This is a genomic window from Rhizobium mesoamericanum STM3625, assembly GCF_000312665.1.
GTDB lineage: Bacteria > Pseudomonadota > Alphaproteobacteria > Rhizobiales > Rhizobiaceae > Rhizobium > Rhizobium mesoamericanum.
The window spans coordinates 1,003,191-1,018,281 of the sequence record NZ_HF536772.1 but is presented as its reverse complement, the minus strand read 5'-3'; the positions used below and the strand labels follow the sequence as shown (position 1 = coordinate 1,018,281).

Genomic DNA, 15,091 nt, shown 5'->3' with positions numbered 1-15,091 from the left:
GCCGTGACGCCTACATCAAAAAAGAAGGTGAAATCCGGATCCAGCGGTATGTGGTTCGCAAGAGTGTTGTTGATGGCCTTGGCAGCAGCCGGCGTAAGCCTTTCGGCGGCAGCGAGCTTTGCCACCGAGTGGCACCGTGCCGGCGAACCGCGGTCCGAGGCCATTTACCCGTACGCCAACCTGCCGGGCGTCAAAGCGCAGCCGGACCCGAAGGACGAAGAACAGTATAGCTGCCGAACTGAGACGCGGCCCCTTCGCCGCGGATACAACAAGATCTTCCGTACTGGCGGGCTGCCGACCCTCGTCTACGTCTGTGACCGTGACGGAGTTGAAAGCGTCGGGACGCAGGCACCGCTGCGCGGACACTATCAGCCCGTCCGCTGAGCCCCACCTGATTTAAGCCGGGCATTGTCCGGACGGCGCCCCTGCTGCGACAACGCGCAAACGTCCTGATCGCAACCACATTCGGCTAGACCAATTGGACAATTGGACGCCATTGCCTGCACTGGTAATGTCTGGGGAAGAAACGGGAAGACCTTCCTATCAGCCTTCACTCTGCAAAGGAAATGGTGCCCAGAAGAGGACTGTCGTAGTTCACGCATGTTATTGAATTTCGTAATTAAATTTCCTTCGTTTTTTCTGGAAACCAACAAGAAAACCAACAAACCGCAATCTGACCTCAGGTTTTTGAGCTGCCCAAAATTGGAGAAAGCGCGAAAAACTTTCCACAGGCATTTTGTGGTTTACGCATAGCAGGGCGTGAAGCCGCTGCCATTGTAGGTGGCATATATGTGCTGATAGACGATATCGGTCTTTTCTTCCAATTCGTCGTCGGCGTAAACATCCTGCGGCAGATATTGCAGATTTTCTAGAATAGCCAGACGCACCTGCGCGGTCACCTGCGTGCTTTCGCGCCACTTAGATATGCGCAGCTTTTCGGCCTTCAGCGTTTCCAGGGTCTTGATCGCGACGGACTTCACCGAGGCTTCGTCCTTCTTGCTCAGGTTCGGCTTTTTCAGCAGATCGAAGATTGCCAGCGTTTCCTGATCAAGCCCTTCCCGAACCGCACGTTGGTCCTCTTCGCTAAGGCTTGCGACGAAATCAGTCAGGTCATCAAAAGCCTTCTGAACCGCCTGTTGATCCTTGCCGCTATTATAGGTCGCTATGATTCCACGATAACGATCGTAAAATTCCAGCCGGATTGGGTTTTCGCGAACCATCTGTTCAAGGCGTTGCTCGATCGCCTCTTGCAGGTCAAACACGACCGTATTCTGATTTTCTGACCGGCGGAATGCGTCACGGAGACGGGCAAAGTCGAGTTTGCTGAGGTCAACCTGCGCACTGTCATCCTTGCCGGTGGCGATAATCTCGATACTGTCATCAACTTCACGCTGAAGCTTCATGATGATCGAAGTGATATCTGCGGCCTTTTGCTTTTGATTGAGCTGGCTGTAGATCGCTTCGATGGCGTTATGGACCTTGATATGCGGTTTTATCTGCGTTTCGGGATAGAGCGCCCTATATTTCCGGAATACGTCGCGCGCGGAAAACTCAAAGGTCGTGCGGGTCGTCTCGTTCAGGCATACACAGTTCATTGCCTTCTTGATCAGCCCGAGCTTGACCATCGGGCTTTCGCAGGCGATCAGCGCGTCTAGCTCAAACTCGACCCCCAGCAGAAATTCGCGCACTGCCGCGATGGACGCCGCCAATTCAAGCGCCAAAGCCTCCATACGGCCCATCGCTTCGCCGTCCGGATTGTTGTCTTCACCGTCGCCCTCCTCGGCTTTCTTGCCTTCACCTTCGCCATAGATAGCGTAGGCCTCGCGCAGCTTTTGATAGACATTACCGTAATCAACGATCAGGCCGTTTTCTTTCTCATCGTCATAGACGCGGTTGGCCCGCGCTATGGTCTGCATGAGCGTGTGGCCTTTGATCGGCTTGTCTAGGTAAACCGTGGAAACACAAGGTGCGTCAAAGCCGGTGATCCACATGGCGCAGACGATGGCCAGCCGAAAGGGGTTTTCCTCATCTTTGAATTCTGTCTCAAGGTCACGTTCGACCATTTTTTTTCGATGCGGCGCGATCTCAAGTTCCATCTTGCGGAACTTATCGACCTCGTTCTGTTCGGACGAAACGACCACGCATACCTCGGTCGCTTCAACCTGTTTCAGCTTTTGCGTCAGTTCGGCAGCCTCTTGTTCATCGCCTGCCTTGGCAATGCGGCTTTTGAGTTCGGCCACATAATCCGGCCAATACGCCATGACCAGATCGTACATCTTCACGGCGGTTGGCTTATCCAGCGCAACGAACATGGCCTTGCCCTGATAGCCGCGCTCGTTGAAATGCCAAACCAGATCGCGGGCGATGGCATCAAGCCGTTTGTGTGAGGTCAGAACCGGATAGTCGCGTGCGAATTCGCGTTGCAGTTTCGCACGTTGATCGTCATCAAGGTCTTCGCCCTCGATAATCGCTGCCATGCGTTCATCAAGCTCAGGCCGCTCGATATCCAGCTTTTCCCCCTGGTTGAGGTAGTAGAGCGGCAAGGTCGCGCGGTCTTCGATGGCGCGTTTGAAATCGTAGACCGATACATATTCCCCGAATATGTTTTTGGTCAGTTCCAGTTCTTCCTTGATCAGGGGCGTACCGGTAAATCCCAGAAACGACGCATTGGGCAGGGCATTGAAGCGCATGTTCTGCGCAAACTTACCGCCCTGTGTGCGGTGCGCTTCGTCGGAAATGACGATGATATTCGAGCGCTCGGACAAAAGCGGATAAACGCTCTCGGTCTTAGGATCGATCGAAAACTTGTGGATCAAGGTGAAGACGTAGCGGTGGTTTTCGCTCAACAGTTCGCGCAGGTGCTCGCGGCTCTTTGCCTTCATATTTTCTTCTGTCACCGCGCCGACAGCAGTGAAGGTATCATAGATTTGACGCTCAAGTTCTGACCGGTCCAATACGATCAGGAAGGTATAGCCGCCGCCGAACCGGCGCAAAATTTTCTGGCATAAGAACACCATCGAATAGGATTTTCCCGACCCCTGAGTGTGCCAGAAAACGCCCAACTTGCCTTTTAACTCATCAATATTGCGCGCCGAGTCTATGACCTTGTTGACACCGATGTATTGGTGATTCTTGGCCATGATCTTGATCGGCTTCGCACCGTCGCCATCGAACAGCAGGAAGTTTTCAAACATGTCAAGAATTCGCTCGCGAGCGCACGTCCCACGCAGCAAGGTGTCAAGACTTACGACGCCCTCTGACTCTTCCTCGATGCGCTTCCATTCGAGAAAATACTGATAGGGGCTTGTGACCGTGCCGACTTTGGCGTCTGTTCCATTGCTGAGGATGACAAAAGCGTTGCAATGCAGAACATGCGGGATTGTGTCCTTATAGTCCTTGAGATTGTCCTCAAAGGCGTGCTGTAGGTCTTGGTGGTGTGCTTTCAGCTCAAAAAACACCAAGGGCACGCCGTTGACGAAACCAACCACATCGGGCCGGCGATTATAAATATCGCCCACCACTTCAAATTGCCGCACCGCCAAAAAGTGGTTTTTGAGCGGCTCATCGAAATTGAAGACTCTTAGGCGTTTGGATTGGGTGTGGCCCTTGGCGTCTTTGAAACTGACCTGCACCCCCTTCGTCAGCAACTCATGCTTTTCCTTGTTGATCTGCGCCAAGGTTTTGTCCGCGCCCTTTTCACTGATCCTATAGGCTGCCTCATCATAAGCCCTATCGGGCAGGCCAGGATTTAGGGCTTTCAGTGCGGCCAAAAGAGGCCGTTTGAGGATCACCTCGGACTTACTGTCACGCCCTAATAACCCCTTCGGTCCGAGCGTTTCTTGCTTCCATGCGGTGACAACCTGCCAGCCGAGGTCGGTGAGGACCTCTTCAGTGGCGCGCTCGACCAATCCGTCTTCAGAGTATTCGTAACTCATTCGGCAGCGATCCTGGCGCCAGCGCCTTCAATGTACTCGTCAATATCTACATTGCCGGTCATCAGACGAGGCATTAGTAAGCTCTGAGCCTCTTCGATCAGCCTGTTTTGCTTAGCTAGGTTGAATATCAATTTCACCATTGGCTCAACAAAATCGTTGAATCTAGCGATCAAGTCGTCGGGAGGTTTGATTACGTCTAAAGCCCCCAGCTTGTCTCTATTCAAGCCAGGTTGTGCGGAATTAGAATTGAGTGCTTGCATCTTTTCATAATACTCCTCGCGGGACAACGTATAGTATAAATAGTTCTGCATGAATCGATTTTTACTATTAATAAGAAAAACGTGTTCATTAACCGCACAGATTTTATGAGGAAAGTCATCTTGGAACATAGACGTTTTTCCAATATACGCACCATCCTTATATATCAATATATCCTTTTGCTCGACCTTTCCCTTTTTCATGCAGTTGAAGAAATCTGTTGAAATTAATCTTTCGTTTCCATACTTATAACTTCCAGCACCAATTACGTTCTCTGCACCTATGCTTGCAATCCCGGTTTTTAAAGACTTGTCTATGCCTCCCTTTGGGCGACTACCTGATTCCAGTTTAGTTATCAGGCTAGAAAGTTTTACTTCCTGCCACGGCCCCGACTCAATTGCCGCTTTTTCTCCGGCATCATTCGGCATTTGTTTTCGCACAAAACACAACTCGTATAGTGCGGCGGCCATTTCGTTAAGGAGATTTATCCGGCTTCGGTTGTTATCAATCAGCTCGTCATAAGCGGAAAGCACGGACACGATTTTTGATTGGACATCGAGAGAGGGTAAGTGAGGCACGTATTCTTTAATCTCGCCAACGGCTATTCGCATTTGGTTAGCCGCACCCCTGCCTCTTGTCTGAATGAAATGCTTGAAATGCTCACTTTTTCCGATATATCCGACGTATTTTTGATGTAGTATATCAGGACGGGCGGTCCGAATGCAGACGGCATTTTGGTTCAAGAGATAGCCAGCGATTTTACGATTCACGGTTAGGCCGCGGCCGGCTGCGGAGTTGGCCAAACCCTGATGGGACCCAACGGTAGCGATGATAAGATCATTCTCTTTCAGAAAGTGGCGCTGATACTTTTCTGCGGACGAGATCGGCAAATAGTCGACGTTTGATAAGTCTATTTCCGCGCCTTTTATATTCGATACTTTGAATACAGGGATACCTTGAACAGCATACTCACTCTCATTCCAGGCACCTCCGTTTACGAAGATACATAGGTCTTTCAAAGAAAGATTTGACCGAGACATCTCAAGTCCGCCTATCGATTATTTTATAAGTGAGTTCCTTGGCCTCGGCATGCAATACAGCAAGATCAGAATGTAATTCTAGTAAGCGGGATTCGTAATCGAATTCATCGTCAATCTCTGAGCTATAACCGACATACCGACCGGGTGTTAAACTGTAACCATGTTCAGCAATTTCAGCTACATCGACTATCCTGCACAGCCTCTCCGTGTCTTGATAAGCACCATCCGGAAAAATTTGTCGTAGCCACGGATTTGATTCAAACTCCACTGAAACGTCAGCGCCTCGATAGGAACTTAATATGGCTGTTAAACCCGCCGACTGATCGGGTGTAAAATCGCGCAATTTTGAGTTCACCTGCCGGAAGGTGTTGCGCGCGTCGATCATCAGGATCTTCGACTTATTTTCAGGACGCTTGCCCTTGTCCAAAAACCAGAGATGGCAGGGCAGCGAGCGCGTGTAAAAGAAATTGTTTCCGACCGCCACGATGCAATCGACCGCGCCTGTCTCAATTAGCTTTTGCCGAATCAGCTTTTCCGACCCGCCCGCATCAGTGGCGGATGAGGCCATGACAAAGCCCGCTCGACCGGTGGCGTTGAGGTAATGATAGAAATATTGGATCCAAAGGTAGTTGCCGTTGTCGGCCTTCGGAATGCCGATATCGTCAAATAAGCGTGCATCGGTTTTTACGACATCGCGGGCCTTATCGACCTTGTTGACGTTGAACGGCGGGTTGGCCATGACGAAATCGCACTTGCCAACGAGATCATGTGGGTCGGAATAAAAGCTATTGCCCTCGATGATTTTTCCTTCGATACCGTGAATTGCCAGGTTCATCTTGGCCAAACGGGCGTTGTTGGCTTTCAGTTCGGTACCGTAGACCTTGATGGCCTCGTTCACTGCCTTGTGGTGATCGGTGACAAAATGACCAGTCTGCACGAACATACCGCCGGATCCGCATGCCGGATCGTGGACGATGCCGTGGTCGGGCTCAATGAAGTTGACTATGAGCTGCACCAACGACGGCGGGGTGAAGAATTCGCCGCCTTCCTGCGCCCCAGCACCACTCATTGAAAATTTCATCAGAAAGTATTCATAGATGCGACCGAAGACGTCGCCTTTCAGCTTCTTGACAGCAGGCTTATTAAACACACGGATCAACTCGCGCAGCAAATCGGCATCCATGTCCTGATAGTTCTTAGGCAATATGCCCTCAAGGTCGGCATAGTTTGCTTCGATGGCACGCATCGCCTCGTTGACAGCCTCAGAGATATCTTCAGCCTCGGGCAGGTTGGCCAGATAATCGTATTGAGACTTCTCCGGCAGCAGCATCGCACCGGCAGCTAGGTAGTCGGCCTGGGTCGCCCGTCGCGCGCCGCGAGGACCGACAAGTTTAGGCGCTATCGTTTTCGTAGCCTCTTCAAAGCGGTTTTGTGCATAGCGCAATAGGATCAACCCCAAAACCGGGTCTTTATATTCAGCTGCCGTCAGTTTGGAGTTCGCCCGCAGATTATCCGCTGCATCCCAAAGTTCTTTTTCAAGTTGCTTGATTTCTTCGCTGTTCATTGTGCGTCCGGAGTTTGGGTCTATGCAGGATTTCAAAGTCATTCATACAACCACCAATAGAGTCGTCTTTGACCCTAGGTCGTCAAGTGTTTTTGCTTCACATCCTTTCGACAGGCGCGGCAATTTCGTCAAGCGCATTTAAATTCTGCATCTGGAAACCGCCGGTCGGCGCCTCTCGCCCTCCGCAAAAACAGTGGGCGCGTCAACAGGCTATTAGCGCTTGGACTCACGTTAGGATAACAGTCGATAGTGTTCCGCGATGCCATTAGAGACAAATCGTGAAAATACCTCATTAGCGGGATTCAATTCTGTCCAACGATGCCGTAGAATTTGATTCGGTAGGAACGCCGGTACTCTAGGCGCTGCCTTATTCAGGATATGGTCGTGGGAGGATGCGGCCTAGCCGTTCTGAACGAAAATGGAGCCGGGGCCTACCACCACCTCATGAAATCGTAACCGTAAAACCTGAATATTTCTTTCTGATCTTCCGTTATATCAGCCGACCAATCGGGTGTCGGCTGCAGTACTACGCCATAGTCACGCCACTCGCCTGCGCTCGTGAATGCTACCCGAGGATGGAGCGCCCGAGCGTAGGATATGTTGCACGGCCCGGTGTCGAGATTGTCGACCGCGTGATAAAAGGCACTCGCGACAACATCAGCCAACTGCAACCCCGCCCGCTTAAAGTGGGGATAGTGCTCAACAAGACTCCAATGCATCACCTCCCATTTGGGGGCCCATCTATCGAGCATGATCTTTTTGCCGCGCGACTGATATCGCAACAGCTCATGATAAGCAGCCGTCTGGCTGTATGAATGGCCACCAGTTTGAGAAAACACAAATTTAACGTGTCGCCGGCCAAGATTTTTGCGGTGAGAGTATCTTAGGCAGAAATCCGTGATCCGTTCGACCAAGATCCTCGCCATCCAGTTATAAAACCATTGCTTTGAGTTGGCCTTCTCTGCCCTCTCGTTGCGGTGCCGCCGCATGTTTTTTTTGTTGGATGCCACAACAAACAGTCGAAGAGGCAGCTCTGCCATCAGTTCCGCGGCTCTCAACCGGTGTTGCGGCGAAAGATGAGTGAAATGTATAATTTGGCTATTTGTCGAGCCAATTGCTTGGTTGATTGCAGCAACCCACTTTGGGAGCTCCGCGTCGAATTCGCGCCGGACAAGCACCGCCGCGATGGTAAACCACTCTGTCCCACCAGTGTCGTCAATGGGTCTGACGCGCTTAAGGCTGGGGTCCCCGGATTCGTCTATGTACGCTATGAACTCGTAATCTGGAGCGGGTACCGCGTTCCGATTCACAGGTGCACCCTCCCACAACCTGCCTAAATTGTTCGCGTTTCAATTGAACGATTCTTCTTTAAGGCGAACATCAATGACGCTACAGCCGGGAGTCAAGGGTAATCTGAACGCAGCGATAAGATTGCGCTTCAGTGACGCGACATCGCGTTTTTGTCGGAGAATTGAACTTGAAACATCGACGTGTTCCCGCCAATCCTGGGACAAATGTCCAGAGCTCTTACCGAATGCGAGTCGAATGTGGCCGAAGATAAGGAACGATCAGTTTTGTTGCCTTTAGTGTGTGATAACGCGCTAGAAGGCCACAAGGGCGAGACTGCTGTCGATTTAGCTGTATCGAAGATGGGTTTCATCTTTCGAGATCAGACCAGCGCTGACTATGGCGTCGATGCTACAATCGAAGTCACTCGTACAACCGATACCGGCAAGCGCGTTGCAACCGGCAGGCTCATAGCAGTCCAGGTTAAGTCGGGCGATTGCGCAGTACGCCGAACCCGCTATGGCTATACGTTGTACTGCTCTCGGTCTCATGCAAATTACTGGCTTAGGCACTCGCTTCCGGTGATCGTTGTGTACTCTCATCCGAAAACCGAGCGATTATTCTGGACGCACATCACCGAGACTAGCTTGCGGCAGACGCCAAAAGGTTTTGCTATAGATTTCGATGATGCTAGCGAGCTAACGGTTGCCTCGGAAGATCTTACAAAGATAGCGGAGACGGGCGAATTTGCTCCGGTTGTCGAGAGGTCTGCTTTACTTATTCCATTTGATGAAGGGCTGGGAATAACCATCTCCGATGAGGAACTCGGAATCGCTTGCCTTGAAATTGCCAAATCCACAAACGGAAGCGAGATACCTTCGATCGAGGTTGAGCTCGTCGGCCAGGCGGAATTAATCGCGAGCATAGACGCAATCCGCGATATGTTTGCTCCTACCGTGGATCAGCGGCGTGAAGCGCTGATACGTGAAACTATACTTGATAGATACGAACGCAAAGCCGCTCAGCTAAAACGCGCCATTGAGTGGTTTTTGAAAGACCCCAAGCTTTCTCGATTTATTGGATTCGAGGATAGGAAGCTTGCAGTTGCCGTGCGAAATCTAGCCGGCTACTTCACTTATTCACACTCGAATGAGGCTGGCACGACCGCCTTAGTGGCTTGGCCGGCTGTCGGGCGGTATGAGCCATCGGTTGTCTTCGATGTCAGCAAAGCTCAGATGGACGACCTGTATGCTCGCTCGAACATGATGAAAGAAATAATCAAAATGGGCGATGCCGGAGGGGTCGTGGCATTCGAGGTGGGGGAAGACGCGTTCGTTACCCGATTTCTCCCCGCGCTAGTAAGATATCTCATGAACTACGCTGATAGAATGCAAATTCCAGATGAGGATGTGCTGCAATGCATAGGCGTTGAGCCGGACCTATGGCTACTGGGGCTACACTAACCATTTTGAACAATGACACGTCGCAACGGCGAGATCACATAACGATGCGCCACTATCTATTGCCTCAGATCAACGCGTGGGCGATCCTCGCCGGCTATGTTCCGCGGTTATGCCCGACCGTAACGTTCAGCAGACGCCGAATAAATTGCGTCCCGAAGCTCATCTAGCGACAATGCCGGTCGCCGCCGGTGCACCATACGGTGGCAGTTTGCACAGAGCGGCGCTACGTCCTCGACCTTGGTGTTCGTTGGCTCCGCATTTAAGAAGTCCCGGCGCTCGGCGAGTGGATTAAGATGATGAATTTCGATGTACCCCTCCCCAAGAGGTCCATATGTTTCCTGGAAACTCACGCTGCACGCAACGCATCGTAGCCCGTGCGCTTCGATGGCGGCAGCCCTTAACGTTGGATTACGCTTAAAGAACGCGCCCTCACGTCGCGCGCGTTCACCCTCGGCAAACTCCCTTATGGCCCCTCGTGCGCCATCTTCATCTACATGCTTTACGCTTGATGTGGAAAATCCGATCACCGCGCGAAACGCTTCGGTGAGTGCAGGGCTCAGTTTTGCAAGGTAGATGCCTTGAGCGCCGCGGAAACCATCGCGATAAGGGGCATAAGGATAGTGCTTCGGACGCTCGCTTAGATCAGCAAGAATAATATCCGAGAGACTCGCCTCCACCTCATCCGTCGGCAGCTTCACGGCCAATTCTGAGAAGTCCGCGAGCGCAATCCGGAAATAAGCCTCCGCGTCGCCCCAGTGTCCTGGTGATGGTGGCTTCGAGCGCGTTACCTCTGCCCCGATAGCGACACGCGAAACACCGTAAATAACGCGTTGCCGTGGATCGGTCGCCGAAACGCCCGCAACCAGGTGAAAGACCTGTTCTCCCGGTGCAGGCTGCTGCATTACCGCGTATCGATCCGCACTGTCTTTGGACACTGTCGGACTCCAAAGCCAGCGGCCGAGCTCCCAGCCCAAGCCTCCGTGCCCATGTTGGAGCGACGTGATCTCTGCCCAGGCAGCACCAGGAGGAGGAATCCTAAAGCCACTTCTTGGCTGGCTTCCTTTGGCAAAAACGAACGTAGTTGTGGTACTAGTTCTTGGACCCTCCGTTCGAACAAGCTGCAGCCCGAATTGCTCACGGAATTGCCGTGCCCTCAACGACGCGCAGACTAATGGAACGCGCTGTACGAAGCCCATTCGGCTGTGCACGTCGCCTGCTCTAACATACACAAGTTCGTCCGAAACGAGTCCCGGCTGTACGTATGTTTTATACGCGAATGCTCGAATTTGATCGGCGAGAATCTTTTCGGTCATAGGAAGACGAATTGACCTACTCCAGCCGGCTAAATCAAGCCAAAACTGCGGAGATCGTCGGTCGCGCTCGGTTGAGCTGTTGAACTGCCGACTATCGACCCAACCCTCAGCATAACCAGGAATGCTTAGGGGCCATCTTCTTGTATCGCGGATTCGCGTCAGCAGGATGTCCTTTGCACCTACGGAGCTGCCGCGTAGCGCGTAAAATCAGCGATCCAAGACGTGGTTCCTCCGGCCACGTATGTTAAGGCTCTGCGGTTTCTTGGGGAAGTCGCGCGAATCTTCAGCCCGAATGAGCCGCCCCTTCGCTTTCATCCCTCAGAATGCCCTACACGGTGACGACGGTAAGGTGTCAGCCCGAGGCTCGACCCGTCAATCCACAACGCAAGCAAGTGGTCGCTTTAGAAAAACAATCATGTATTTAAGAATGTAGCCACAACAATATAGAGCCCGCCCTGGTTGGGGTAGGCGGGGGGAGCGCCAACGCGGTGGGTAGGTTCGGTGTCAGACGCGACGCGCAAAACCTGGCAGCGCCCGCTTTCACCAATTCCGGCCACGCTGGGCCGAGTGTGTCACGCGCCGCGACTTCAGGCTGTTATTCTGGTAACGGATGCGCAGTGCGGCACGATGCGAATGCGAATGCAAATGCAAATGGATGACCCGAACGTCCGCTTGTGATGTTCGCCGGCCGCAATGTCCGATATGTGCTCCGCTATTTCTTTAATAGAGATTCTTTCAGAGACTCCGCTAGGATAAGTCTACGCTTGCCGACTTTCATCGATTTGATAGCGCCGCTGTAAATCAGTTGCTTGGCGTAGGCAGTCGAAAGACCTGCAAGATGGGCGGCCTCAGGTATGCTAAGGGCAAGCTTGTCAACCTCTTTCACCTCTATGGATTGAGCCTGTTGAAAGGCATTTATTGCCGCCGTTAGCTCGCGGATTTCGCGACGCATTGCCCTCATTTCACAAACAAGGTCCCAGTATCGCAATATGATCTCCATCGCTGACTCTACTTGTCGTGCAGTGAGACGGCGATGTCAATTACAGATACACACAAGCCATTGTTTTTAAACAATAATTTACGATAAAGCTAAGTAGCTACAACTACATACAATAATAGACGTGCACCCCGCCACACCCCACCCGGGGGGTAAAGCAGACGACCGTGAACGCCATAGCTCCAACTAATTCCGTACTGGTCGGTAGAAGTAGCGGACTTCAGCCTCGCCACTTCCTAACGACCTCGTAAAAGGAACTTGTGTCTTACTCAACGGTCGTTGACATTTAGACACAGCGCCCATATCCAGGCTGTGTCTAGCACAACCCCGCAGGAGGAAACCCCGTGCGCAAATATGTCTCCTACCGCCGTGTATCGACAGAGGAACAAGGAAAGTCCGGCCTTGGCCTTGAAGCTCAACAGCGCGACATCGACCTGTTCCTCGCGAACTACTCGGAAGTGCCCTACGAAGTGGTCGGGGAATTTGTTGAGGAAGCGTCCGGCGCGGACGGGGATAGGCCAGAACTGGCGAAGGCGCTCGACCTCGTGCGCAAGACAGGTGCCGAGCTTCTGGTTGCGAAGCTCGATCGCTTGAGCCGCAAGATGTCATTTATCTCGGGGCTCATGGATGACAGGAAAGTCAAGCTACGGGTCGCCTCTATGCCGCACGCTGATAAATTTCAGCTTCATATATATGCGGCGCTGGCAGAGCAGGAACGTGAGTTCATCTCAAAGCGCACCAAAGACGCCCTCGCAGCCGCCAAAGCTCGCGGCGTGAAGCTGGGCGGGCGGCGAAGGAAGGCTGACGGCACTTGGGCACTCGACAAGCGCATTGAGGGCTTGAAGACACGGGCTGACGCCGACGCGGCCCGTGTAATTGGCTTTATCAAGCCGCTGCGCGATGCGGGGAAGAGCCTGCGCGAGATCGTGACAGCGCTTGACAGCGCGGGCCTTGCGACAGCGCGGGGCGGCCGCTGGACCGCAAAACAGGTGTCGCGCGTGCTGGAAAGGGCAACGGACTGAGGGCCGCACGGGCGGTGATCCCGCCAAGCGGCAATCCAGAAGGAATCCCGGGGCCAAGGAGGCATGGTTGGCGACGCGCTGATGCCCCTAGTAGGTGAATAGTCGCACTCGCTTTTCGCGTTGCTTTCGATAAGGATCCACCTGTCTAGTTGGGATTCGTTTGATGGTTCCCGGGTTCCCGACCCGGAAAGTTACCGCCACCACGCCGTAGCAGACTGGGAATAGAGCATAACGGCAAGGGTGCGAGGTGGGGAAATGACTGCCAAAAAATTTGTCGTCGGGAAAGCACCGGAAGACGATATCGGCAAGGACCGAATTCGAATTCACGTGGGCCGACGGAAGGGGCTTGCTCGCTTCACGATTGCGCGCATCACCTGCGAGAGCAAGACAGAAATCCTATGTGTCCTTGGGTCAGACGGGCCGCAGAACGAGGTTCAGATGAATATCGATGTGCGGGACGCTTTTGGCGTCCGACTGGGCCAGAGCGTTGAGCTCGAATGGGAGCCTGTTCGCTGGTGGGGTCAACTTTGCTGGTACCTTGCCGCACGTGATCCCGCCGTTCGCATTCCAGCCCTCGTGGGCGCTTGGTCTTTCGTGTTGGGTGTTGTCGGGATTGTTTTAGGCCTTCTAGGGCTTGTTGTTTCCGCCGCTCCCTAGCATTCGGGCAAATAGCGATATTGCATGCGGTATCGAAGGCGCAAAGGTATTGACTATCATGCATCGGCGGCGTGAGGGGGACGGCTAGTTTTCCAGTATGGGCGAAGCAAAACGGAAGAGAGAAGCTGCTTTGAATGGCCCCTGCCCTTGCGGCTCGACAAAGGCGGCTCGCCTTTGCTGTTGGGTGGGGGACCGGTGGCACAAGCCCCCCGCTGCCCTCGGACTGAAGGCCTTAGCGCCGGCGTCCAGTGTCAATAGATGTTATATGAGGGGTTTGGGCTCGTGTGTCGCCCCTATCTAGGGAGAACATATTATCTCGGAGTCTGTCATCCGCGTTTTGAAGGGTAGCGGCGATTTTGCGATTTCCGGTCTGCCTTGGCTGGAAGATGGCGCACAAAGAATCCTCGCGCCGCAAAGTCTTCGGGCGAACTGTCTCTGCACCAAACACAACAGCGCGCTGCACCCTCTTGATGATGCGGCTAAGAATTTCTTTGCTTCCCTTAAATCATGTCTAGAACGCGACAGCGTTTCAAGACATTCGATTGTCTCTGGCCATGATATCGAACGTTGGTTGTTGAAGACGGCAAAGGCAGTCGCCGTCTCTGGGAATTTTGCGCGGGGAAGAGAACGGCTTTCTGGGGCGTTTGCGAAGGACGAAGCAATACTGGACATGCTCGACAGCCGCACTGAGTGGCCTGCTGGCGCCGGGCTCTACTGTGTCATGAAGACTGACGACCTGACTGTGAATCACTCGCGTTTCCAATTTCAGCCTCTGACAAACGATAAAGATGAAATCGAAGCGCTGGCACTGAGCATTTTCGGGCTGACATTCATCCTGTTGTTGGAAACTGCGGACGCTGCCTACCCATTTATACGTGAAGCAAAGTATCGGCCGGCGCGAATAGTGATCGCGTACCCCAGTTCAACCAATTGGATCACGATGAGCTGGGAAGACGGCAGAGCGCACGAGGAATTAACACTCCGTTTTGTGCGGCCGCTGACATAGCGGGGTGTTTGGTCGGCATACCGTCGGGCGTGGGATCCACAATCCTGAGGCGGTTGATGATGAGAGTAGGCATTCTGTTTCTCCGAAAGGGTTAGTCTTCGTGTTCGTCGCCCGCTGGTATCGAAGCGAGCGGGATGGGAGGGAGTGTCGGCAGCGGCGGCGCCGGTGCGCGTTCGGCGGTCGCATCAATGACGAGTGCCGGGGACGCGGAGCTGCGCGCGGCGGCAGCCGTCAATGCGGCGAGCATCGCGGCGCCGCTGTCATGAGCGTTTACGTCAACCGTCGCTGAGACGTGCGGTTTGCCCAAATTCCTGTTGAGGACTTCTTGTGCAGCGGCTAGCCGAAGTTTCTGGTCGTCGCCGTCAAGAGCGTCCTCAATCGCCTGCACGGCTTTCATATTGAGGCCTTTGAGGCGGGCTTTAACATCAGGCGGGATCTTTGGGTAGCCGAGCGGGTTCCCGCTTTGGCCCGGCTGGAATTGCCCGCTGTGACGCTGCTTAACTGCTGCCATGGTCTCTCTCGTTCCTGTTCGTATCTGGCGGGCTTGTC

12 protein-coding genes are annotated in these 15,091 nt (G+C 53.2%); 5 read left to right on the top strand and 7 right to left on the bottom strand.

The window, feature by feature from the left end; genetic code table 11:
* Positions 1 to 48: 48 nt before the first annotated feature.
* Entirely contained in the window at positions 49 to 384 is a 336-nt protein-coding gene (locus BN77_RS04905) for a hypothetical protein (RefSeq protein ID WP_040676746.1), read from the top strand.
* A 359-nt stretch (positions 385 to 743) separates the two neighbouring features.
* On the opposite strand, the gene BN77_RS04900 is transcribed toward BN77_RS04905, so the two are convergent.
* The 4 genes from BN77_RS04900 to BN77_RS04885 all read right to left on the bottom strand — a co-directional run bounded on the left by BN77_RS04900 (position 744) and on the right by BN77_RS04885 (position 8,107).
* On the bottom strand, positions 744 to 3,935 hold the full coding sequence (locus tag BN77_RS04900) for a type I restriction endonuclease subunit R (RefSeq protein ID WP_007529079.1): 3,192 nt from the start codon (positions 3,933 to 3,935) through the stop codon (positions 744 to 746).
* Complete coding sequence (locus BN77_RS31345; RefSeq protein ID WP_051177093.1) at positions 3,932 to 5,233, bottom strand: restriction endonuclease subunit S; 1,302 nt, start codon at positions 5,231 to 5,233, stop codon at positions 3,932 to 3,934. Before BN77_RS31345 ends, BN77_RS04900 begins: the two co-directional genes overlap by 4 nt.
* Position 5,234: 1 nt before the next feature.
* Positions 5,235 to 6,797 carry a type I restriction-modification system subunit M gene (locus BN77_RS04890; protein ID WP_007529075.1) on the bottom strand — a complete coding sequence of 521 codons (1,563 nt, stop codon included), beginning with the start codon at positions 6,795 to 6,797 and terminating at the stop codon, positions 5,235 to 5,237.
* A gap of 431 nt (positions 6,798 to 7,228) precedes the next feature.
* Positions 7,229 to 8,107 (bottom strand): DUF3800 domain-containing protein, encoded by an 879-nt coding sequence (locus BN77_RS04885; protein ID WP_040677576.1) that lies wholly within the window; start codon positions 8,105 to 8,107, stop codon positions 7,229 to 7,231.
* 237 nt (positions 8,108 to 8,344) lie between these two features.
* Here BN77_RS04885 and BN77_RS04880 point away from each other — a divergent pair, with 237 nt between their 5' ends.
* Complete coding sequence (locus BN77_RS04880; protein ID WP_157224429.1) at positions 8,345 to 9,547, top strand: DUF4365 domain-containing protein; 1,203 nt, start codon at positions 8,345 to 8,347, stop codon at positions 9,545 to 9,547.
* A 107-nt stretch (positions 9,548 to 9,654) separates the two neighbouring features.
* Here BN77_RS04880 and BN77_RS31340 read toward each other — a convergent pair whose 3' ends face one another.
* Entirely contained in the window at positions 9,655 to 10,482 is an 828-nt protein-coding gene (locus tag BN77_RS31340; RefSeq protein WP_167540361.1) for an HNH endonuclease, read from the bottom strand.
* 1,090 nt (positions 10,483 to 11,572) lie between these two features.
* A complete protein-coding gene (locus tag BN77_RS04870) occupies positions 11,573 to 11,860 on the bottom strand; it encodes a helix-turn-helix domain-containing protein (protein WP_007529067.1) in 288 nt (95 codons plus the stop codon).
* 341 nt (positions 11,861 to 12,201) lie between these two features.
* Here BN77_RS04870 and BN77_RS04865 point away from each other — a divergent pair, with 341 nt between their 5' ends.
* From BN77_RS04865 to BN77_RS34370, 3 genes are all read left to right on the top strand, one after another.
* Positions 12,202 to 12,879, top strand: a complete 678-nt coding sequence (locus tag BN77_RS04865; RefSeq protein WP_007529065.1) for a recombinase family protein — start codon at positions 12,202 to 12,204, stop codon at positions 12,877 to 12,879.
* Positions 12,880 to 13,134: 255 nt separating this feature from the next.
* Complete coding sequence (locus tag BN77_RS04860; RefSeq protein WP_007529063.1) at positions 13,135 to 13,536, top strand: hypothetical protein; 402 nt, start codon at positions 13,135 to 13,137, stop codon at positions 13,534 to 13,536.
* A 337-nt stretch (positions 13,537 to 13,873) separates the two neighbouring features.
* On the top strand, positions 13,874 to 14,542 hold the full coding sequence (locus BN77_RS34370) for a hypothetical protein (RefSeq protein ID WP_208856425.1): 669 nt from the start codon (positions 13,874 to 13,876) through the stop codon (positions 14,540 to 14,542).
* A 91-nt stretch (positions 14,543 to 14,633) separates the two neighbouring features.
* On the opposite strand, the gene BN77_RS31335 is transcribed toward BN77_RS34370, so the two are convergent.
* Complete coding sequence (locus tag BN77_RS31335) at positions 14,634 to 15,053, bottom strand: hypothetical protein (RefSeq protein WP_007529058.1); 420 nt, start codon at positions 15,051 to 15,053, stop codon at positions 14,634 to 14,636.
* Positions 15,054 to 15,091 lie beyond the last annotated feature (38 nt).